Raw genomic sequence first — 21,649 nt, 5'->3', positions numbered from 1 at the left:
GAAAGGAAAAATCCCATGGCACTCAGAAAGAAAGCGCTTGTGCAGCGTCTGACTGCGGGGATGGGCGTACTTGCCCTCACCGCAGCCGGAGCTCTTAGCGCAGTAGGCTCAGCCTATGCCGCTCCGGGCAATCCTGAGTTCGATGCTAACGGCAATATCGATACGAGCAAGACGGGTTCCATCACCCTCGTAAAAAAGGCTGCCGGTGGCACCAGCGTTGGTACGGCTGATGGTGCGAGCGAAGCCGCAGGTGAAGGGTTGGCAGGTGCGGTATTCACCATTCACGAAGTTGAGGGGACGAACCTTGGAGTAGACGCCGGATGGAAGAAGTTCAGCGAGCTCCGCGCCAAGGATCTGAGTGGCGCATGCGCCAATCCTGATGCGCCCTCCTTGAGCGGTTTTACCTTCGTGAAGAAAGCTGAAACTCAGCCCACTGCAGCGACGGGGAAAGCCGAGGCAGTTACGGGACTACCTCTTCGTGCCTACCTGGTGTGTGAGAAAACCAAGCCGAGTAAGGCTTTGAAGCTTGCTGCTCCCTTCCTGGTAACGATCCCGACACCCTTCGAGAAGAACGGCAACAAGGGATGGCTCTACGACGTCACGGTCTACCCCAAGAGTGTAGTGTCTGACGCTCCATCAAAGACCCAGACTATCGGTGAACATGCAGTTGTTGCTGTAGCCGATAACGTCGCGTTCAGTATTAAGGCGGGGGTTCCTGCACTAGATGTACGTGAACACTTTAAGTACTTCATCATTGCTGACCCGATGGTGGAACAACTGACTGATCCGAAGATTGACTCAGTCACCCTTGCTGATGCTGACGGGCAGAATCCAGTTGCCATCGCCGTCAATGATCACTACATTAACGACATTCAAGCAGATAAGCACTGGGTTGCTGTGAAGTTTACGAAAAAGGGGCTGAGCACGCTAAAGGCAAACCCGGGAAAGGTCGTCACCGTCAATCTGAAGGCTACAGTTGCGTCGTTGCCAAATGCTGGGACGATCAAGAACGTCGGCTATTTGCTAACTGACACTGTGACACCTCCCCTTGAGCCGGGCGGCGGTACCGAGCAGCCTGAACCTGAAGATCCCTACGGCCCGCCGGAGACTCCCGGAAATCAGCCCAAGCCAAACGATCCAGTTGGCCCGAATCCACCCAAGGATCCGGTCCCTACAGCAGAAGAAGTTGTGTCCAATTGGGGTTCCTACACATTCTCCAAGGTAAACGGAGGCGATGAGAACCAAAAGCTCAAGGGCGCAGGTTTCAAGGTTTATGTCGCACAGAATCAGGGTGTGAACTCGTGTGACCCCAACCAGAAGGCCACCGCAGGTAACGCTCTGACTTTCGCTAGTGGCGATGAACTTTTCACTAACGATGAAGGTAAGCTGGTCATTCCTGGTGTTCTTATTGAACAGAAGAGTGTGCCTAAAGGTACCGCTGACCCTGGTTTCACCAAGAAGCATTTGTGTCTCGTGGTTGAAGAAACCACCGCTCCTGCTGGTTACACTCTGCCCACGGACGCTAAGACCGTCATTACTCTTGTGCCTGGGGTAACGGACGCTTCTGACACAACGAAGATTCCTAACACGAAGCAGAGCGTTCCTGAATTGCCCATGACAGGTGCTGCTGGTCAAGTCTTGCTTTTCGTGGGGGGTGCATCAATGCTTCTCTTCGCTGCGGGTGGCTACCTGCTTAATCGTCGACGCCACGCGCACGCTCGAGATATCTGATTGCGCTGTATAGCGAGCACCTGCGCACGAGTTATGCGTTGACAGGCTGATGCGGTGGCGGGAGGAGGGACCTCCTCTTCCTGCCACCGCATGTGCTGGTGCTGACGGATCAACGCCATTAGATCGCGAAGAAGAATCAAAGGAATGTGGGAAGATGCGTGTGGCTCACGGGCGGCATGTTGCACCTACAGCTCGTCAGGTGCCTAGGAAAGATGCGCAGTCTCGGCCAAATTTTTTGGCAATCGGGACAGGTATATGCGCATTGATCGGTATGATCCTAATGTCCTACTCGAATGCCGCTGCATGGCTGTCTCAATATAACCAGTCGCAGGTAATTTCGGGTTATGGCGAGCAACTGGTGCAAACGCAGCCAGATCCCCAGGTTCAGCTAGTCGCGGCTCGTCGTTATAACAGTGCACTAACAGCGGGAGCTTTGCTTGAAGCAAATACCAATGTTCCCACTGGTGATGGCCTCTCGCTTGATCCGATGCTTGACTACTCCAAACTACTATCGGTACGGAATGGGCCTCTAATGGCGCGAATTCGGATTCCAACCATTGATGTTGACCTTCCTGTTTACCACGGTACTAGTGACGACACCCTTTTGGCTGGTATCGGTCATTTGAGAGGCACCTCGTTACCGGTAGGCGGAACGAGCACGCGTTCGGTTCTGACGGGACATCGTGGTTTAGCAAGCGCAGAGATGTTCACGAATCTTGATCGGGTTAAAGAGGGGGATACTTTCTCGATTGATGTTTTTGGCGAGACATTGACCTACCGCGTCTATGACACCAAAGTCGTTGAGCCAGACCAAACCGAGGCAATCCGCGCTGAAGAAGGGCGTGATCTAGTCACTTTGGTGACATGCACGCCATTGGGAGTGAACAGTCACCGAATCCTGGTGACAGGGGAAAGAGTTTTTCCCACTCCGCAGAAAGAACTAGCGCGTGCGGCAGAGGCCCCCGAACTTCCTCGATTTCCATGGTGGATGGTATGGACAGCTACAGGCACCGTACTTATTGGCATTTACATTTGGCGTGCAGGGTTCCCCGATAGAAATGCAACAGCTCATGAGGTGCCCAGCAGGCAAGCGTCTTAGCGGCAGCGGAGCAGAGCAACGAAGCGGCGGCGTTCCTGCCTCCGTGCTGCTCTGAGCGAATCGATAACTTGCTGCTGAGAAGCAGCTTTATCCTCTTACTTCATTGATTGACCAAGTGGTCGTGATCTGCCATGAGATTTGCTTGTGCGAAAAGAATCACGCTAGATTTTGACGCAGGTAAACTCTCTTCCCATCAGCAATGATGCGTCCCTAGAGGGATTGCCGCCCCCTCTGTGGCATGTCGTAGATTTCTGACCAGAGGATCGAAAAGATTCACTGTAGTGCCGTGGAAGGGGTGCTGTCTCTTCACGGATTCTGTGGGTTGAGAGTGTGCGCAATGCTGCGCGCCACCTACACACAACCTGTCACCATCTGTGAAAGGACGCACCGATGCGCCTTGGCACTATGCATAGGCGGCGGCTTGCTGCGGCTACTGCTGTCTGCGGCCTCGCCCTCGCGGGTTTTATCCCACCCGCACAGGCCAACCCAGACGATACAGCGTCTGGAATCCCAGGACTCTCAGCGGTTACGGCACTGCCGCCCTCGAATATTTCCTTCCCAGGAAATGACGGACAGCCCCACACCGTCGGCTACGACAAGCACTCCTTCACCATCGACGGAGAACGCATCAATATCTGGTCAGGCGAGATCCACTACTGGCGAGCTCCCGATGTGAACTCGTGGCGCGACCTCTTCCAAAAGATGCGTGCCATGGGCTATAACGGCGTCTCACTCTACTTCTTCTGGGGCCTGCATCAGTCTGAAGAGGGTGCTCCTTTCGACTTCACTCCCGGCACCATTAAAGACCTCGACCTGCTGCTCACCCTCGCCAAGCAGGAAGGGCTGTACGTTATCGCCCGCCCCGGCCCCTACGTCAACGCTGAAATCTCCATGGGTGGCCTTCCCGCCTACATGACGAACTACTCGGCTGGGCTGCGCTCCACCGACCCCAAGGTTCTGAAAGCCTCAACCGAGTGGCTGGCAGCTTTCAACGAGATCGTCAAGAAGCACCTCATCACCGATGGCGGCGGCTCGGTCATCCTCTACCAGGTAGAAAATGAGCTCATTGCCGAGGACGCCAACAGGGGTGCTTTCCTCAAAGCTCTAGCAGACTTCGTCCGAAATGACGGCATCACAGTGCCCTTGTTCCACAATGACTATGGGCTGGGTGGGCGCTTCCACGATGTGAAGCGTTACGGGACGGACTTCTACGCCTATGACCGCTACCCCGTGGGCTTTAACTGCTCAGCGGGACGTAACACCATCCCCGACCTCGAAACACAATTCCGCACCTACGCGCCAGAAACGCCCCACTTCATTACCGAATCTCAGGGCGGCGCATTCACCCCCTGGGGAGCGCGCTACAACGCCTCCGACTGCTACACCTACACTGACGAGGCTTTCACCCGCCAGTGGGGTGTGAACAATATTGGCAACGGTGTGACCGCCTTTAATTTCTACATGGCTTTTGGTGGCACCAACTGGGGGTGGACGGGTTCGCCCTCCTCAGGCTTCACCTCCTACGACTACGGTGCTGGCATCACTGAGGATCGCCAGCTCACCCCTAAAGCCTCGGTGCAAAAGGAAATCGGCTACTACACCAAGGCCGTCCCCGAGTTGGCGTCGATGGATCCTGTGCGTGCGCCTCGCCCAACCATGAACGCTGGTGCGGAGATCAGCGCCTACCAGCGTCAGGCCACGGATAAGGCGAATTCTGCCACTGGCAACGGCGTGCAGGTGCTTGCCTTCCGCCACCGCAACTCCAACGATCAAACGAACTCCACCTTCACTGTCCCTCTCTCCCTGGGGAAGGCCGCAGCCGCTGAGGAAGCCAGCTTCTCTCACGATGACCGCCACGAAGACATCCACTACACGGGCAGCTGGGTTGACATCAACGAGGGCGGCGCCGCGAAGGGAACCTTGAAGCGGACCACAACAGTTGGCGATTCACTGACCTTTACCTTCACCGGCCCAGGCCTGCGCATTATTACCGGCACCGGCGTTGATCACGGCGCATTTAGCGTGCAGATTGACGACGAGCAGCCCGTCATGGTGAGCACGACAAAGGTCGATTCTGAACAGAACAAGCCCGAACAATTCGAGGCCTTCCGCGTAGAGAATCTCAGCAATACCCAACACACGCTGACGCTACGCAATGTTGGTACCGACCAAGCAACAACAGTCAGCATCGACGCCATTGATGTTTTTGCACCGGCAGCAACCGAGGCAGTCATCCACAATGATGCTGATGAGAGCTTCTTTACCTACACCGGGAACTGGACCCACGCGCGGGGCCAGAACTGGACTGCTGGTGATATTAACGGGGATGAATCCTTCTCGAATACTCAGGGCGATTCCTACTCCTTCACCTTCACCGGCGTTGGCTTTGACCTTGTCGCCCCCTGGTCAGAAAACCACGGTTCGGCAACGGTTCGCGTCGACGGTGACATCGTTGGTCAAACCCGCGAAGAAACCACGAATGGTGCAACCCCTCAAAAGGACATCTTCTCCTGGCGGGCAGAGGACACCAGCACTCCCGCTCAACACACGGTGACGGTCACCAACGACGGCCAGGCATTCCCTCGTTCGAGCGGAACCTACACCTCCATTGACGCCGTGAGGGTTTTCCCCGACGCAAGCGCCCTGCCCAAGGAGAATAACGGCTTTGAGGAAGGTGAAATCGCCTGGGCTCGCGTGCCACAAAAGGAGGGCAGCTTCTTGACCTTGCATGGCCGTGATGCTCTGCTGCTCACCGCCGACCGCAATATTGACGGCCACGCGCTTTACTACACGACCTCTCAGCTCTTCGGTGCTCCTTTGACGCTGAGGGAAGGTAGTATGCAATACCTCCTTGGCGTTGCTGGAGATGCCGGTGAAACGGTCCTGCATTACGCGGCCGAGCCAACGGTCGCCATGCCTGATGGTGTGGAGAAGCACTGGGATGGAGCACGCGGCGAACTGCGCCTGAACTACACCCACTCCGATACTCCGTTCTCCATCACCATTACCCCGGCCGGTGAGAATGCTCCTGCTCCTTTGACGCTACGTGTGATCGACCGAGTGAGCGCACAAACCACATGGCTGTTGGACTCACAAGATGCTGAGGGCAATCCCGCCACAACAGCCATTGAAGGCGCTGATCTTGCCCGAACCGTACGCTACTCCGGTGAAACGGTGGCACTGACTGGTTCGATGAACAGCGCCAAATCGGTGATGGCTTTCCTCCCAGCAGGTTACTCATCGGCAACCTGGAATGGACACGCCCTCGGTTCTGCTGACGGCAATATCGTCAGCGCTGAGGTGGCAGGTCCGCAGGAAGTGAGTGTTGCTCCACTGAGCTTCGTCAAAGCAAAGGATCACGCTGAAGCCGCAGTTGATTTCGATGATGCCGCATGGAAGACCATTACTGACACTGTCGCCGCCAACCCTCGTCACCAGGGCCCTGGCAGGGTTGCTGGCGTCGTGCTGGACTCCAACCACCACCGTTTCTACGAAGGTTCAGTCTGGTACAGGGCGCACTACACTGCCGCCAGCGATGATCCAACACTGACCTTTACCGGAAATGGCGGTTCAGGGGTTCCCAGCCAGGGTCGTAACCCTGCCTTCATGCAGGTGTGGGTCAATGGTGCCTACGCTGGAGCCCTACCGGCTGAAGGGCGCATCGCGCGTGTGGCAGCCCCCACGGGCAGCGTCAAAGCGGGGCAACCTGTGACCGTTGCCGTGCTCGTGCACAACCTCGGTCAAAACCTCGACTGGAGCGACAACGGTTTGTCCAAGCAAAACCGTGGTCTCTTTGATGCTGACCTGCGTGCTCAAGGTGGCGTTACGTGGAAGATTTCGGGTGCCACCTCCGCTGATGCTGCTGACCTTTCCCGCAATCCTTCAGGCACGCTGTACAACAATGGTGGTTTGGGTGGCGAAAAGGCTGGCTGGCACATGCCAGGCTTTGATGACTCCAGCTGGACTGCCGCTTCTGATCTGCATTCGCCCGCCGGTATCACCTGGTACCGGGCCAAGGTGAATCTGAACGTTCCGGCAACGCAGGACACGATCTTCCGACTGAATATCAACTCCTCGCGTTTTGAACAGCTTGCCGATCACTCTCAGGTGACAATCTTTGTCAACGGCTGGAACACGGGCGTCTACATTGGCAACCGTGGCCCGCAGACCTCCTTCGCTGTACCCACGGCCTTCCTTAACCTCAATGGTGAAAACACCATTGCCCTGGCCGTAGCCGCACAGTCTGACACCATGGGGCCCGAGTCGATGACTCTGAGCGCCGTGCACTCCTCAACCGTGCCCGATCGGAAGGCAAAGACAGATCCCGCTCCTGAGCCTCCAACACCGGATACTCCCGCTCCCGGTGGGCCAGATACTCCTGGACCTGGTGACCCCGGTGCTCCTGCACCTAGTGAACCCGGTACGCCTGGCGGACCCGACACGTCCACTCCTCAGCCCCCCAATGGCGGCAATGAGAATCCAGCACCTACGCCCGAAATCTCTGGCGTTGTTGCTGGACAGGAAATCCCACACAATGGCACACTCTCAGTCACGCTGAGCAAAGTGCCAGCACAGGCAGCGGTCACCATGGAACTGCGTCGTCCGAAAGTGAGCGGTGCAAGCCTTTTGCGGAGTGTGGCATCCTTCTTCGGATTCACTTCGGCTGAGGATGGGCTGCCCCTCTCGGCCAGCGCTGTTGCCAATGATGAGGGCGTGGCGACGCTGACGCTTACCGTGCCCGCCACTGTCGAGGCAGGTGCCGCTGAACTTGCGTTCACGGTCAATGGCAAGGAAGTGTCTACCCTTCCTGTCGCGATCGTCGCAGCTCAGGGGCAGGACAACGGTGGGGGACAGGTGCCTCCGCCCAACACGGGCGGTAGTACTCCGCCACCGAACACTGGTGATGGTCAAACACCACCTTCTACTAAGCCCGATACTGGGAACAACGGCCCAGGCACACCTGATACTCAGGGGCCAGGAAACTCCGGCACTAAGCCGAGTGATACGGCTACGCCTTCCGATCAGGCGAAGTCTGCTGATCCCAGCCAGACTGCAGGTGCCAAGCCCGCGCAAGACTCTGTGAAGAATGCGAAGGCTGGTAAGGGCACGCTGGCCTCAACAGGCGCGCAGACACTTGGCCTGAGCGTCCTCATTGTGGCAGCCCTCAGCGGCGGCGGCATGATGCTGGCCTTGCGCGCTCGTCAGCGCAAGAGCTGAGAAACAGCCTCATATGGCCTGTGGTGTGGATGTCGTCTATGCGCCCACACCACAGGCCATTGGCCGTCGTAGTGGCCCATTGTGAGTCCTGAACACTCATCGGCGAGTGCACGGAAGCAAAATGACTGTGAACTCAACTAGCGACAGTGACTGGGCGCAGTAGGGCCAAATCAGGTGTGTGCTGCGCCTCATGATTGGAAAGCACAAAGACCCCGTGTGTTCTACGAAGGGTAGAACACACGGGGTTAAGTGTGTGATGCGTTGAGTAGGGATCTACTCAGCGAGACTCAGAGGGCGACCAATAATCGTCCTCATCCTCGCCATTCTCGTCGTCGTCATCGAAGTCAGCGTACTTCGCGTACAGATCGTCCTCGGAGTCGTCATGCCCTGAGGCCAACTCGCGTTGGAGTGCATCTAGATCCGTATCGGGGCTGAAGTACTTCAGCTTGCGTGCGACTTTCGTCTGCTTAGCCTTCTGACGGCCGCGCCCCATTGGCGTCGACCCCCTCCACCTCGTGCGGGTCCGCCGAAGCGGTTCCCTGATCTGTCAAATTCTTTCCAGAGACATCATAGCGCGTATCGGCGCATAATTACGCCTCAGTGAGTACACAAAGATGAAAAAGTGTGCACTTCGGCTGCGTTGCCCCTGATATGCCAACAGAAAACTCCTGTGGCAATGCGCGAAAAAGTGTTCAGTCAGCGTGAACGAAAAACCTTACGCAGGGCGACTGCTCCAATCAGAGCAGCGACGCCGGCAACAACATAGCCCACCTTTTTCTGAGCCTCGGTGTCTCCAGCGCGGGCACTGTTGATCGTGTCAGCAACCTGCACCTTCACCTCTTCAGTCTTTCGCGCCAGAGACTCTTTGGAGACCTCAATAAGGTGTGCCGGTTGGAGCTGGGCAACCAACTCATCAACGGTGGCGGTCATTTGCTCGCGGGTAGCATCCAGATCTGCCTGAATGTCCTCGGGGCTACGAGAAGTCGTCTCACTCATGACGAAGTCCCTTCTTCAGTGCTTCGACGCTGGCTTCCAGTCCAGCTTTGGGGTCGGGGGTGGTCAGGCGAGCCTTGTCCACGGCCTTCTTACCGAGAAGAGCCAGCACCGCAATAATGATGAGCAGCAGCGCAACGACAATGAGCGAGGCGGCCCAGGCGGGAACAACAAGCGCCAAAGCCAGCTCAATCGTGTGGAAGATCCATCCCAGCAGGTACAGGCTCAGCAGAGCAGCTCCAGCCAGCAGCCCAATCCCCATACCCATACGGGAGGCATAGGCGCTGGCCTTCGCCTTCGTTAACTCAATTTCGCCGCGAATAAGGGAGGTGATCTGGGTGCTCAGCACGCCGAAAAGTTCCCCAATGCTGGCAGGCTTCTTCGCGGAGAAAGCCCCGGCAGGGGTCCCAAGATCAGCTGCCGCCATGTTCGCAGCTGCCGGCTTGACATGGTTGGGAACCCCTGGTTGCTGGGGCGCCGTCGAGTTCTCATTGGCCATGGGTGGCACTTCCCTTCTCGGCTGAGCAAAGCGTTGACTCCCCTAAGTGTGTCACGAAATGCGTCTCAGGCGGGCCTCAACATGAATCTTCGCGCATTGTTGCACGCAAAGAGACCTATTCCGAGAAGTCGTAAGTGCAGTTCGGAGGGGTGCGATCAGGCTTTTTCAGGTGTCCGAGCCTGCACTCTGCGCATTTTTATTGACGAGGGGAAGCACCGGGCCCGGAAGCTCCGTCAGGATCTGTTGAGCGCGGTTGAGAACCTCGGTGGAATCCTCAGAGAGAGGCCCCGTGGTCGGGCGAGGAATCTGAGGGAGCATCGTCGTTGAGGGGTAGAAGTGTTCGCCGTTGGATCCACGGTGTGTCGAGCTGGGGGTGCCCGGCGAAGCGGTATCAGGCTCTGATGCGCTCTCGGTCTCCTCAGCGTTGGGCTGCACAGGGAATATCTGCGTAGGCAGTGTCTGCGCGGGGACGGGACGCGCAACGTCGGTGTCCTTGGGCGAACTCTGAGGTGTGACGGCCGCTTCTTCTGCGGCAGCCCTCATTGTGTCTGCGGGAGAGTGCCCAGTGAAGGAAATGTCCTGCCCCGCGGGTTCCTCAGCAAAGTGACGAGAAGGCTGAGCCTGCACAAGTTCCTCAGGAGCATGGGCAACAGAATCGTCGGCACTGATCGGGTGAGCGTACACATCGCTAACGGGAGGGAAAAGGCGTGCCGATGGGCGCGCACTTGTCGAACCCGCAGCAGTCGAAGAAGCGGCAGTCGAGCGCCCAGTCGGGGAGGAATCCACTGCCTCACCCGCGCTGATTCCCGAAGCAGTTGGCGCAACGGATGCCGGGGACTCTGGCGGACGAGGCGCGGGCGAGGAAACAGCAGGCGAAGAAACGCTAGATGACGATGTAGAACGTGACACGCTCGAAGCGCTAAGCGACGCGTTTTGGCGGCCCGTGTCCTTCGCGGCGCCCTCGGTGGGGACACCCCCCGATGGTGTTGACGTTGCCACAGGAGGCAGGGCAAGGGGTATTGGACGCAGTTGGCGCTCGCGGGCCGTCGTAGGAACGACTGGCACCCATGTGGGGTGCAGTGAAGGAGCGTCCTCGTCGGAATCCTCATCATCCTCAAGGTCCATCAACTCATCGTCGTCAATAGTGACGATGCTGTCTCCCGGAGGGCTGACCCAGCTCATTGCAGGGCCAGACTGGGGGTTTTTCAAAGCCGTGGAGAAAGCGAGGTTAAGGGCGTGATAGTCGGGCTGGCTGATGTTACCGACAACCTCGCCATCAATGAGGATCAGCGCCTGGTCGCTCTGGGCTGCAACCTCTGGTGAGCGGGTTGCAATGATGATGGAGTATCCCATCTGCGCCAGCTCGTTGAGGTGCCCGAAAAGGTATTCGCTTTCTTCAGAACTGAGAAACTCAGTGGGTTCTTCAACAAGTAGAAGGGGAGTGCCAGTGACAAGGGCGCGAGCGACGGCGGTGCGTAGGCGCTCGAAGGGAGTCAAAAGAGCGACCTGTGCTTTAAGAAGTGGCGTGAGGACAAGAACACGGCAGAGGGCGAGCATCGTGTTCTGATCAGCGAAACGTCCTGTGGCAGCCAGCGCAAGCATAAGTTCTTGCTCAACCGTGAGCTCATCGTTGAGAGCGCAGCGGCGTGGCACGTAGCCAATCGGTTCCAGGTCACCGCGGAATCGCGCGGCAAGGGAACGAGGCCGAGGCCAGATAATCCGGCCACTCTCCACAGGGGTCAGACCAGCGCAGGCGAGAAGGAAAGGGGAGGGCTCTTGGGCGGGTGGCCAGGGAAGATCGCGGTAGCCGGTGAGGATGGCAGAAATAGTGCCTCGGACGAAGGACGCCGATACGGAGTTGAGCACCAGATGGTCATGCTGATTGCGTAGGTTGACATTACGCAGGCGAAGGATACGGCGACCCCTCTTCGGTTCGGAACGAGGTGCCCGGGCGCTCACAGGCTGTGAAGGTTCATCCTTCGAATGGGAACGTGCTGCCACAGTCATGCCCCCATTGTTCCACGGTCTTTGTGTACTCTTGCGTAACCACGTCAGGGGTGTGCCTGTTGCGAGGTGGAACTCACCGCAAGCTCCGCTGACAGCCTGAAGGTTTACTGTGAAATCATCTTGGAAATGGAGGCTTGTCGGCGTTCCACATAGAGACTGGCGCTGCCTGCCGGTAGCGTTGGCATCGTGGCACCATCTTTCTTCTCTCGCGCAGGCTCTTCGCAGGATTCTTCTGGCTCCTCAGGTAGTGAGCACGGTTCTGGAGCGCCTTTCGTTGATAACGGACACAGTGACGGTGCTGGAGCACCGTCTTCCCGTGGCACTGATAACGGCAGTGCCGGCGACCGGTCAGTACTGGATGTTGTTAACAGCGTAAATGCCTTTGATGCTGCCCTGGACACATGGCGCGACGAGCTCTCAGCCATTACGGCTCTTGGCGGGACAGAGAACGCCCCGCGCCTCAGCCTCGCGCAGTCCCACCCCGGCGGGCTGGCCCAACTCTACGCCGAACACACTACCCGACTGTCAAACCTGCTGCGCGAACCCAGTGCCTACGCGCGCGGCTTGGAACGCTGTCGCGAAATCCTCGCACGCTCGGCTGAACTCGCCAACCGGCACGGTATCGGCACTGTCCACCTGGCAATCGGCAACGCCTCGTGGACCCACAACGAAGCGCGACTCACCTCCCCAGCGCTCCTACGTCCCGTATTCCTCGAAGAACACGACGGTGACGTCCTCGTCACCCTCACGTCGGGCGCACAAGTTGCTCCCGCACTCGCACGGGCCTTCAACACGAAGGGCGTCACCATCGACATCGACAGTCTGATGAACGAGGCCCGTACCGTCCACGGTTTTGCACCCAGCCGCGCCCTCGCCCACATCCGAGCAATTGGCGGTGCCCTGCTTGGTTTTGACCTTCGTGACGACCTTGTCATCGGTATTTTCGAGCACCCCGCCGGACACCTCTTGCGAGAACTCGAAGCGGATGGTGCACTCGCCTCCTCCCCCATCGTGCGCGCACTGGCGGGCGATCAGAGCATTGCAGAAAAGTTACGCGCCGACCTGCCAGAACCTAATCCCACGGACCGCGATCCATGGAAGGAACGCGGCGTTGGTGATCTGACTCCACGCCAGCAAGACGTGCTGGACGCGCTGGCACAGGGGCGTTCGCTGCTGGTCAATGTTCCCCACGGCTCCGATGATGCGGGGATAACCGCAGCAATCATTGCTGAGGCCGGTATGCGTGGACGTTCGACCTTGCACATTGGCGGGGCACAAGCACGAACCGCGCGTCTTGAGGCCCGGATGCGTGCGCTCGGCATTGAAGAAATGACCCTACGAGTAGATGCAACGGCCGAGTCGGGCACTCAACTGTGCGAACGACTTGCCACCGCACTGTCGGAGACGAGTCCGCTTCAATCCCCTGAAGCTCTTGAGACGATGCGTTCTCAACTGCGCGGCACGCGCCAGACGCTGATGAACTACACCGCCACTTTGCACGCGCCCTTCCGTCAATTTGGTGTGAGCGCGTCGGACGCATTGCAGGTGCTCACCGACATCACAAGCGCGCGACCGGCCCCCCGAACGAAGGTTCGCCTTCGTGAAGAGGTACTCCTCAACATCGCCCGCGACCAGGGAGACCGGGCCCGTACTCTCCTGCATCGTGCTGCACAACTAGGGGTTTTCTCCCGCACGAGCAACCATGAGGCCTGGAACGGTGCGGTTATCAACTCCGCCGAACAAGTGCCTGAGATCCTTGAACGCATCCGACGCCTCTCTGCTGAGTCCCTCCCTGACCTGCAAGCTCGTATCGACGCCGTCATTGCAGAAACAGGTATTAGTACTCCGCAAAGCCTGAAGCACTGGGAGAGCCAACTTGAAATGCTCGCAGGCGTGCGGGCTGCACTCGATGTCTTCCGTCCGGCAATTTTCGAGCGTTCCGCTGCTGACATGGTGATCGCCACTGCTCCGAAGCAGTGGCGCAAGGATCACGGCATCACCATGAAGCGATCCCAACGCGTGCGCCTGGTCAAGCAGGCAAAAGACATGCTGCTGCCTGGCCGACACGTCGAGGACCTGCATCGCGAGCTCGTCCTCGTGCAAGAAAAACGCGAGGTATGGCGCCGCCACTGTGACGCTGACGGCTGGCCAACCCTGCCTTCTCGCATGGACGAGGCTATCGCACTGACAGCTTCTGTCCGTGCGGATCTGGAATGGATTGCGCCGATACTCGCAACCGGGCACCCCGATCTTATTGGCATGGGCCTGCCAACGCTGACGCGCCTGTGCGACCGCCTGGCGGCAGACCCTGAAGGTGCGGTTGAGCTGCCTAAACGGGTCGCAGCCTTGAAGGAACTCAATGGCATAGGCCTTGAGGATCTTGTCGCTGACCTGCGCGCGCGACATGTTGAACCTGAAATGCTTGATGCAGAACTTGATCTGGCGTGGTGGGCGTCCATCTTGGGTATCATGCTCGCCTCTGAACAGGGATTGGGCGGCCTTGAGCCAGCACATCTGGGTGAATTACTTGCCCAGGGGCGCGCCCTTGATGTTGAACAGGTGGAATCTCTTGCTCCGCAGGCTTTGGATAATCTGCATCGTTTGCGCCAGCACGCCCTGGCTACGCGGCCTGACCAGCACACCGATTTGCAGGCCGCGCTGAGTGCAGCACAGCAGTCCCCAGGAAGCGTCAACGCGCTTGAACTTTACGCCCTACACCCCTTGATTGGGCATCTGCTGCCGGTTGTCTTAACCCTGCCAACACTGGTGCCCTGGATTGTGCCGATCGGGCATCGTGTAGACCTTGTTGTCCTGGATGACATTGATGCTCTGCCTTTGTCGGAGCTGATTCCGATTATCGCCCGCGCCCGACAGGTGGTTGTGGTCGCTGACGTGGCTGCCGCCCGAGAAAACGGCCCGGTGGAACGCCTTGCAGAGATTCTGCCGACGATGACCCAAGAGATTCAGCCCACCCGCTTGAATGACCAGGCCGCGCGTCTGCTGAGCCACCACGGGATTGAACACACGGGCATCCCTGTGCCCTGGTCGTTCATGGAAGCGCCTGTGAATGCTGTCTGGTGTGAAGGCACGGGTATGCCCGCACCTGGGGCTCATTCCGTCGAATCAACCGCTGCTGAAGTTGCCGCGGTAGTGGAGCTCATTATCGCTCATGCGGTGGAAACCCCCGAGCGTTCTCTCGCTGTGATCGCCTTGAATGAGCGTCACGCAGAGCGGATCCGTGACGATGTGAAGCGTCATCTTGCGAACCAACCAGGCTTGGCGTCCTTCTTTGTCTCTGACGCTACTGAACCTTTCGTCGTTGTTGACCCCACGCAAGTGTCGGGACTCAGCCGTGATCGCATTATCATTGCCGTCGGTTTCGCAAAGACCCCACACGGCAGAGTCCTCCACGATTTTGGTGTCTTTTCCACACCAGAGGGCAAAGCCCTCATGGCCGATATTTTGCGTACGATTCGCGGGGACCTGACGGTCGTGTCGTGTATCCGCCACGATGAAATTGACCGCGACCGGCTTTCAGCTCAGGGCGCGCAGATGCTGGTTGATCTCCTGCAGGTTGCTGGCGGGCAGCAGGAGATCGCTCCCAATAGTTGGCCGATCCTTGAGTCTGAGCCGGATCGACTGCTCATTGACCTTGCAGATCGCCTTTACGGCATGGGTCTTGAGGTTGTGCCCAATATTGGTATCGCAGGCGGGATGCGTATTCCTCTGGCGATTGGCCACCCTGAAGTTCCGGGTCGCCTTCTGGTCGCTGTTCTTACAGATGATGCCACTTACGTTGCTGAACCATCCCTGCGAGTACGTGACCGCATCTGGCCAGCAATGCTTGAAGAGCAGGGGTGGAAGGTCTACACGGCACTGTCCATGGCAGTGTTTATCGACCCGACGAAGGTTGCTGAGGCGATTGTGCAGCTCGTGTTGGACGCTGTCGATGAGATCAACGGCCCAGCGCAGCCTGTGATGGTTGATATGCCGCGCGTTGAGATTGAGCCCGCTCAGCTTGATCCTGAGGAAGAAGCCGCTCTGCTGTCAACGAATGAGGCGCGTGCACGACATGATGAGTTGATGACCGGCATGGTGCACATTATTGGCACCGAGCAGGCTGACGCTGTTTTGCAGGGTGACGCGCAGGAAACGGGCGTGATGTTTGTCCAGCGTAGCGGGGCTGAGCAGCACACAGGTGAAGGGCGAGGGCCTCGTCCGGCAGTTGCTCGCGGCTTGCCGCTGTCTGCCTACGGTGATGACCAACTTGACGAGGTTGCAGCGTGGATTCGTTCCGACGGAATTGAGCGTTCTGTTGAGGAGATGGTTGAGGAGCTACGTACAGCCTTGGGTCTTGTGCGTCGTGGTGCTCAGACAGATGCGGTGCTGGCCAACGTCATTCGCCGGACAGAACCGGTGGTGCTTGAGCTCATTGAGGGCGGTTCTTCAGAATCTTCTACGGACTCTGAACTGTAAGCCCTCAGATGTGAGTTCGAGATTCTGACATGGCTGATGGTGAGCGCGACAGTGCAGGGACTGCGGAAAACCTTCCGAGGCGAAAGCGTCCTCGCCGCCGGGTTGTGGTGGTGAGCGAGGTTGATCAGCGCCTCATCGAGCGAGGTTTGCCGCCGTCGTGGGAGGAACGTGTCAGTGAGCATGATAGGGGGGATGGGCCAGTGCATGCGGACTCTAATGATGTGCGATTGTTGGAGAATGTGCCGCCGCACGCTCAGCCACGCTTATAGGGCGATCGTGAAATAAGTCCGCGCACAGCCCGGCGGCATTAACTGATGAGGCTCTCAAATATCAGTAAATGGGAAAACGTCTCGCATGTTGGATATTTGGGTGTGGTCTATTACTCGCAAAATGCTATTCGACTTGCGCATCTTATGTGGTGAGGGAAGATTTTATAGTCATTATTTGCCTCACTGAGTAGCAGAGGAAGAATCATGCTTCAAGGATTCAAGGACTTCATTTCGCGCGGTAACGTCATCGACCTGGCAGTCGGTGTTGTCATTGGTGGTGCGTTTGGCAAGATCGTTACCGCCCTGGTTGAAAACCTCATCAACCCCCTCATTGCAGGTCTGATCGGTCAGCCGAACTTCGACTCCGTCGGCGCCTTTATGCTGGGCGATTCTCTTGTTGAGCCCGGTAAGCTCCTGTCCGCAGTTGTTCAGTTCCTCCTGGTTGCCGCTGCCATCTACTTCACCGTCGTTGTTCCCATGAATAAGATGGCTGAAATCCGCCAGGCCAAGCTCAAGGAAGATGAAGCTGCTGCCGCCGCTGAAGAGCCTGCAGTGTCCGACGAAGCAAAGCTCCTGCTCGAGATCCGCGACCTGCTCGCCTCCAAGTGACTTGAGCTGAAGGGTTATAGCACATAGCCCTAATATGTCTTGGCCGGGTGGGCCTCATAATATGAGGCCCACCCGGCTTTTGCTTTTATTCAGCATTGCCTAAAAGAATTAGCCTAGAATAGGCTGAAAATATCCTGCTTATTTCATGGGCAACAAAAGAGTGTTAAACATCGGTGGGGATGAAACTACTCGGGCAGACAATCCCATCAATAAAACGATCATGAGGCTCTACCGGAATCAACCCCGGCTCCAGCACCTCATCATCAAAGACCACAGCCACCACGGGCACCCCCTCAGGCAAGGTAGCGAGCGCGCGATCATACCAACCGCCTCCCTGACCGACGCGCGCTCCGCCCCGATCAACAGCCAAAGCAGGAGCCAACACGATACTCACCTCATCCCATAAGGGCGCGTCAATCGGAGTGCGCGGTTGAGCGGGCCAGCGAGCATCCCCCACCCACAGGTCATCCTCGCCCACCACATGCAGCCCCCACTGCGGCCACGGCAGCGGCGCACCGGCCTCGTCACACACAATAGGAAGCACGCAACGAGGCGTACGCTCGACAATCCCCCTCACATCCGGCTCCGTAGGCAGGGGCATGAACAAAGCCGGAAAAGTGGAGGGAGCATATGGTGATACCCCAAAGAAAAGACAGGCATTCTCCCAACTTGCCCGCAAAGCATCACGCTCACGCGCACAAGCGTCAGAAGACGCACGATTGCGAGCCTCTTGACGACGCTCACGGCGACGCACACGAATACGCGAACGAAGCTCCGCCTTGGTTAGATCCCCCGCGAGTTCCACTGCGCCTGTCACCTCCGTTGCCGCGCACTACTGGGCTACGCTGGAACCATGGTAGAACGAGCATGCGACCTCCGACACGCAGTATCTCCTGGCGCACACCCAGGTTCCCAATTCCTGTCGGGCACCAAGGCGCGCTCCACAGCGATACCACGCGTTGCAGGTCTGCCCTCGATCGGTGCCAGCGGCCCGGTGGGCCACCTCACCACCACTACCGCAATCACCCACAAAGACGACAACAAAGCCGAAAGGCTCAGCGCCCTCATGATCCAGGAGATGGAAGCCTAATGCGTTCCGTTGCAGAGTTCTACCAGGACTGCCTAGCAGCCGTCGGCCAACAGCCACCCCTGGACGTCCAGCTCGCTGACGCCGTCACCTGCGTGCTTGCCGAGGACGTCGAAGCCCCCTTCAACCTGCCCGTGGCCGACCTTGCCGCATGCGACGGCTACGCCGTGCGCGCCCAAGACCTCGCGGGAGCCACACCGGATGCTCCAGTCACACTGCCAGTCACCGAAGAAGTACGTGCAGGCGACGTCAACCCCTCGGCGCTCCTTGCCGGTATGGCCATCCGCATTGCCTCTGGCGCGCCCATGCCTTCCGGTGCAGATGCCGTCATCGCCCTTGAGTTCACTGACCACGGCGTCGCCAAGGTAGCCGCCCGCACCCAGCCTGCAGTAGGGGAAAATATTCGCCGCAAGGCCGAAGACGTTAAGGAAGGCTCCGTTGTCCTACGCAAAGGCACCCGCCTGGGCGCCCGCCAAATTGCCCTGCTGGCAGGCGTGGGGCGTTCACGCGTCCTCGTCCACCCGCGCCCCCGCGTCGTGATCTTATCGATTGGCGACGAACTCGTAGAACCTGGCCGCCAGGCGCGACCCGGTACCGTTTTTGACGCCAATGGACATGCACTATCTTCGGCTATTGCCGACGCCGGTGCGCAGACCTTCCGCGTGGCAGCCGTACCCGACGAGCGCTTCGCCCTGTCTGAAACGATCGAGGATCAGCTTGTCCGCGCCGACCTCATCCTCACCACCGGCGGCATCTCCTACGGCTCAGGCGACACCGTCCGTGAAGTCCTCGGAGCCCTAGGAACCGTGCGCTTCGACAACGTGGCAGCCTGGCCAGGACACATCATGGGTGTGGGCACCGTCGGCGGAGACGATAACAACCCAGGTATTCCGATCTTCTGCCTGCCCGGTGATCCAGTCTCGGCTCAGGTTTGCTTCGAGGTCTACGTTCGTCCCGCCCTGCGTCACATGCAGGGATGGACCTCCGTCAACCGCCCCTCAGTAAGGGCCGCTGTGGACCGTTCCTGGTACTCCCCGCGAGGCCGTCGCGAGTTCGTGCGCGTACGACTCAGCGGCGACCCCCGCTCGGGTTATCAGGCGAAGGTCATGGGCGTACCGGCCTCGTTACTGCTCTCAGCGTTGTCAGATTCAAACGCCCTGGCTGTCGTCCCCGAGGACGTGACGAATGTGCGTGCGGGCGACATCTTGCAATGCATGGTGCTTGAGTAATGGCGTCTGTAGGAGGTTGGCGAGATGGTGCGCATGAGTTCCTCCGCGCCATATTGCCCGCATCTCCCGTGTGGGGGCGTCACCCCGACGAGCTGACCCTGCGTTTCGAGGAGCCTGTTGAGGCAGGCATTTTGCGCTCCATCCCCGGGCGTGAGGATCCTGCTTTGCTGGTGATCCGTCCGCTCGGTTTCCTCGACCACGACCGGGTGGCCGCCGCCCGCGAGGCAGACCGCGATTGGCTCCAACCCTGGGAGCCAACTCTGCCGCCCACCTCCACCGAATATGTGCAGACCGTCTCTGAATACCGGCGATCCTTGGAACGATCCCACCGAGAGGGAACGGCCCTGAGCATGCTCATGGAGATTGACGGCGAGGTTGCCGGCGTTGTTGCCGTCTCGCAGGTTCATCGAGGGGCGGCATTGTGCGCCTCCATCGGCTATTGGGTGGCGGCCCGGCATGCGCGGCGCGGGTTGGGGGCCTTCGCGGTAGCCTCGACAATTGACCTGGTGATCGGGGAACTTGGGCTGCATCGCGTAGAAATCAGCGTGCGGCCAGAAAATGTGGCCTCACTGGCGTTGTGCCGGAAGCTGGGTTTGCGGGAGGAAGGCTTCAAACCGCGTTACCTGCATATCAATGGCGAGTGGGCCGACCACGTGTGTTTCGGAATAGATGCTGAGAGTTTGCCGGAAGGGGGCTTGGCGCAATCGCTGATTGAGTGAAAAAGGTCGTCGAAAGTCGCACGAATGTCCAACACGCCCGCTAGACTACGCCAGTATTTTGGCGGTGCCTTCTAGCGTTGATTATGTGGAAATCGGTGGCATCGTATTGTTGGCGGCAGCTCTTGTCGTCCTCACAGTCGTGCCCTACGTCGTTGCGCGTCGCACAGCGATTACGCAATCACGAGAAATTGACCGTTTCTCACCACGAATGAGGATGCTCAGCGATACTAGTATTACTCCTGAACGACAAAGTGGTAGCCAGCCACAACGCCTCATTTCCACAAGCACACAGGTTCGACAGATCGAAGGAGGGCACATGGTGTCGCAACAGGGTCCGGCTCGCCGCCCCACCACTACTTCGCGCGCCGAAAAACAACGCCTCCGTGAGATCGCCCAACTGCGCGCCCGTCGCGCTGCTCGCCGCTCCACCGAGGTCGCCGCAGGTAAACGTCGCATGGTCCTCTCGGGATTCTTCGCCACCCTGACTGCTGTAGTGGGTGTCGCTGCTGCCGCCTCCACAGCTGTTTCATGGGTGTGGGTGCTGGTGCCCTTTGGGGCTTTGATTGTGTCCCTGGTGGTATCGCGCCGGGCAGCCATCCGATTTGAAGAAGTCAGTCGCGCTGAGCAAGCCCGCCTGGAAGAACTCATGGGTCTTGTCCCGATGGGCGAGGCCGATGCGGTCGATCGTCGCGTGGAAAGCGACGACGTCGCTGTTGGCGAGGCCAGCGTAGATGCGACTGGCGAAGGCGTGACCGAAACCCAGAACGAGGCCGACGTCTTTACGTCATCTGAGGATGAGCCTGTCGCAAAGGCCGAGGCAGATGTTGTTGCTGGCAAAACTGAGGTGCGTGACGGCTTCAGCGGGGCTATTGACGGTGTAGAGGCTCTTGAAGGTGCTGAGCCTGTTGAAGGGGCAGAGCCTGCTGAGGCCTCCGGTACTACGCGCGCCCCGTCAGCCTGGGTGCCCACCCCAATCCCCGCACCGATGTACGCCCAGCGCGCCCGCGTAGGCGGTCGCCTCGTCCACCCTGATACCGACCTGCGCGGTATTCCCAAGGTCGCCGCCAGCGTGCCCATGCGTCCCTCCGGCATGTCAGAAACTGCCGCGCCCCTGCGCTCCACTGAAGAAGTTGCGGCTGCTCAGCCCGTCTCCTTCGACCTCGACGCGATTCTGGAGTCACGCCGCGCGCTGTGAGTCGGATGCCTGCTGGGCGAGCGTGCATAGCAGAAGAGTTGGCGGTGCTAAAATAGGGGCATACCTTGGGGCTATGGCGCAGTTGGTAGCGCGTCTCGTTCGCAATGAGAAGGTCAGGGGTTCGAATCCCCTTAGCTCCACCACTGTGATGGGACATCAAACCCGTCGGAAGGAATCCTCCGGCGGGTTTTCCTATGCCCCGCTTTGCGCTTCTCGCTGCTGTCCGTCTAAATCTGCGTCTTGTTGTTAATTTTGCGTCGTGTGCGGGGCTGTTTTAACAACAAGACGCAGATTTGCTGGATGCTTCCCGGCATCTGGAAGGGAAGAGTGTGGAAAGTTGCGGGTTAGAAACGCCGAAAGTTGCGGGATAGATTCTCCGCAAACTGCGGGTTAGAATCGCCGAAAGTTGCGGGATGGGATGAGTTTTCCGCAGAATCTCAACAAAAGTGTTCCGGGGTGGGATGCCAGAGAACTGGCACCCCACCCCGGTGTCTCTTAGCTCTGCCTAGTGATCGGCGA

At 58.6% G+C, this 21,649-nt stretch carries 14 protein-coding genes and 1 tRNA gene; 10 read left to right on the top strand and 5 right to left on the bottom strand.

What is annotated here, in order from left to right:
* Positions 1–15: 15 nt before the first annotated feature.
* The 3 genes from EII11_RS02830 to EII11_RS02820 all read left to right on the top strand — a co-directional run bounded on the left by EII11_RS02830 (position 16) and on the right by EII11_RS02820 (position 8,047).
* On the top strand, positions 16–1,731 hold the full coding sequence (locus tag EII11_RS02830) for a SpaH/EbpB family LPXTG-anchored major pilin (RefSeq protein ID WP_124868435.1): 1,716 nt from the start codon (positions 16–18) through the stop codon (positions 1,729–1,731).
* A 154-nt stretch (positions 1,732–1,885) separates the two neighbouring features.
* Positions 1,886–2,830 (top strand): class C sortase, encoded by a 945-nt coding sequence (locus EII11_RS02825; RefSeq protein WP_124868905.1) that lies wholly within the window; start codon positions 1,886–1,888, stop codon positions 2,828–2,830.
* A gap of 390 nt (positions 2,831–3,220) precedes the next feature.
* Positions 3,221–8,047, top strand: a complete 4,827-nt coding sequence (locus tag EII11_RS02820) for a beta-galactosidase (protein WP_124868433.1) — start codon at positions 3,221–3,223, stop codon at positions 8,045–8,047.
* A gap of 277 nt (positions 8,048–8,324) precedes the next feature.
* Here EII11_RS02820 and EII11_RS02815 read toward each other — a convergent pair whose 3' ends face one another.
* The 4 genes from EII11_RS02815 to EII11_RS02800 all read right to left on the bottom strand — a co-directional run bounded on the left by EII11_RS02815 (position 8,325) and on the right by EII11_RS02800 (position 11,546).
* Complete coding sequence (locus EII11_RS02815; protein WP_124868431.1) at positions 8,325–8,540, bottom strand: DUF3073 domain-containing protein; 216 nt, start codon at positions 8,538–8,540, stop codon at positions 8,325–8,327.
* 203 nt (positions 8,541–8,743) lie between these two features.
* The gene (locus EII11_RS02810) at positions 8,744–9,043 is read right to left on the bottom strand and encodes a DUF3618 domain-containing protein (RefSeq protein ID WP_124868429.1); all 300 of its coding nucleotides are present in this window, start codon (positions 9,041–9,043) and stop codon (positions 8,744–8,746) included.
* Complete coding sequence (locus EII11_RS02805; protein WP_240623034.1) at positions 9,036–9,539, bottom strand: phage holin family protein; 504 nt, start codon at positions 9,537–9,539, stop codon at positions 9,036–9,038. Before EII11_RS02805 ends, EII11_RS02810 begins: the two co-directional genes overlap by 8 nt.
* Before the next feature lie 165 nt (positions 9,540–9,704).
* Positions 9,705–11,546, bottom strand: a complete 1,842-nt coding sequence (locus EII11_RS02800) for a hypothetical protein (protein WP_124868427.1) — start codon at positions 11,544–11,546, stop codon at positions 9,705–9,707.
* A 186-nt stretch (positions 11,547–11,732) separates the two neighbouring features.
* Here EII11_RS02800 and EII11_RS02795 point away from each other — a divergent pair, with 186 nt between their 5' ends.
* Together EII11_RS02795 and mscL are read left to right on the top strand one after the other, a co-directional pair.
* Positions 11,733–16,022: a prevent-host-death family protein gene (locus tag EII11_RS02795; protein WP_205649211.1), complete on the top strand. Its 4,290-nt coding sequence runs from the start codon at positions 11,733–11,735 to the stop codon at positions 16,020–16,022.
* A 473-nt stretch (positions 16,023–16,495) separates the two neighbouring features.
* On the top strand, positions 16,496–16,900 hold the full coding sequence (gene mscL / locus EII11_RS02785) for a large conductance mechanosensitive channel protein MscL (protein WP_124868423.1): 405 nt from the start codon (positions 16,496–16,498) through the stop codon (positions 16,898–16,900).
* 163 nt (positions 16,901–17,063) lie between these two features.
* On the opposite strand, the gene EII11_RS02780 is transcribed toward mscL, so the two are convergent.
* Entirely contained in the window at positions 17,064–17,705 is a 642-nt protein-coding gene (locus tag EII11_RS02780) for a 5-formyltetrahydrofolate cyclo-ligase (protein ID WP_124868421.1), read from the bottom strand.
* A gap of 48 nt (positions 17,706–17,753) precedes the next feature.
* Between EII11_RS02780 and EII11_RS02775 the strand changes: the two genes are divergently transcribed.
* The 5 genes from EII11_RS02775 (at position 17,754) to EII11_RS02755 (ending at position 21,273) form a co-directional block, all read left to right on the top strand.
* On the top strand, positions 17,754–17,990 hold the full coding sequence (locus tag EII11_RS02775; protein ID WP_124868419.1) for a hypothetical protein: 237 nt from the start codon (positions 17,754–17,756) through the stop codon (positions 17,988–17,990).
* Complete coding sequence (locus EII11_RS02770) at positions 17,990–19,216, top strand: molybdopterin molybdotransferase MoeA (protein ID WP_124868417.1); 1,227 nt, start codon at positions 17,990–17,992, stop codon at positions 19,214–19,216. Before EII11_RS02775 ends, EII11_RS02770 begins: the two co-directional genes overlap by 1 nt.
* On the top strand, positions 19,216–19,935 hold the full coding sequence (locus tag EII11_RS02765; RefSeq protein ID WP_124868415.1) for a GNAT family N-acetyltransferase: 720 nt from the start codon (positions 19,216–19,218) through the stop codon (positions 19,933–19,935). Before EII11_RS02770 ends, EII11_RS02765 begins: the two co-directional genes overlap by 1 nt.
* A gap of 64 nt (positions 19,936–19,999) precedes the next feature.
* Complete coding sequence (locus EII11_RS02760; protein ID WP_124868413.1) at positions 20,000–21,130, top strand: hypothetical protein; 1,131 nt, start codon at positions 20,000–20,002, stop codon at positions 21,128–21,130.
* A 67-nt stretch (positions 21,131–21,197) separates the two neighbouring features.
* A tRNA-Ala gene (locus EII11_RS02755) sits at positions 21,198–21,273 on the top strand.
* Positions 21,274–21,649 lie beyond the last annotated feature (376 nt).

Origin of the sequence: Schaalia canis (assembly GCF_003858455.1) — a bacterium.
Taxonomy (GTDB): domain Bacteria; phylum Actinomycetota; class Actinomycetes; order Actinomycetales; family Actinomycetaceae; genus Pauljensenia; species Pauljensenia canis.
Note: the sequence above shows the minus strand (reverse complement) of the source record. Positions and strands in the feature narration are given on the sequence as shown.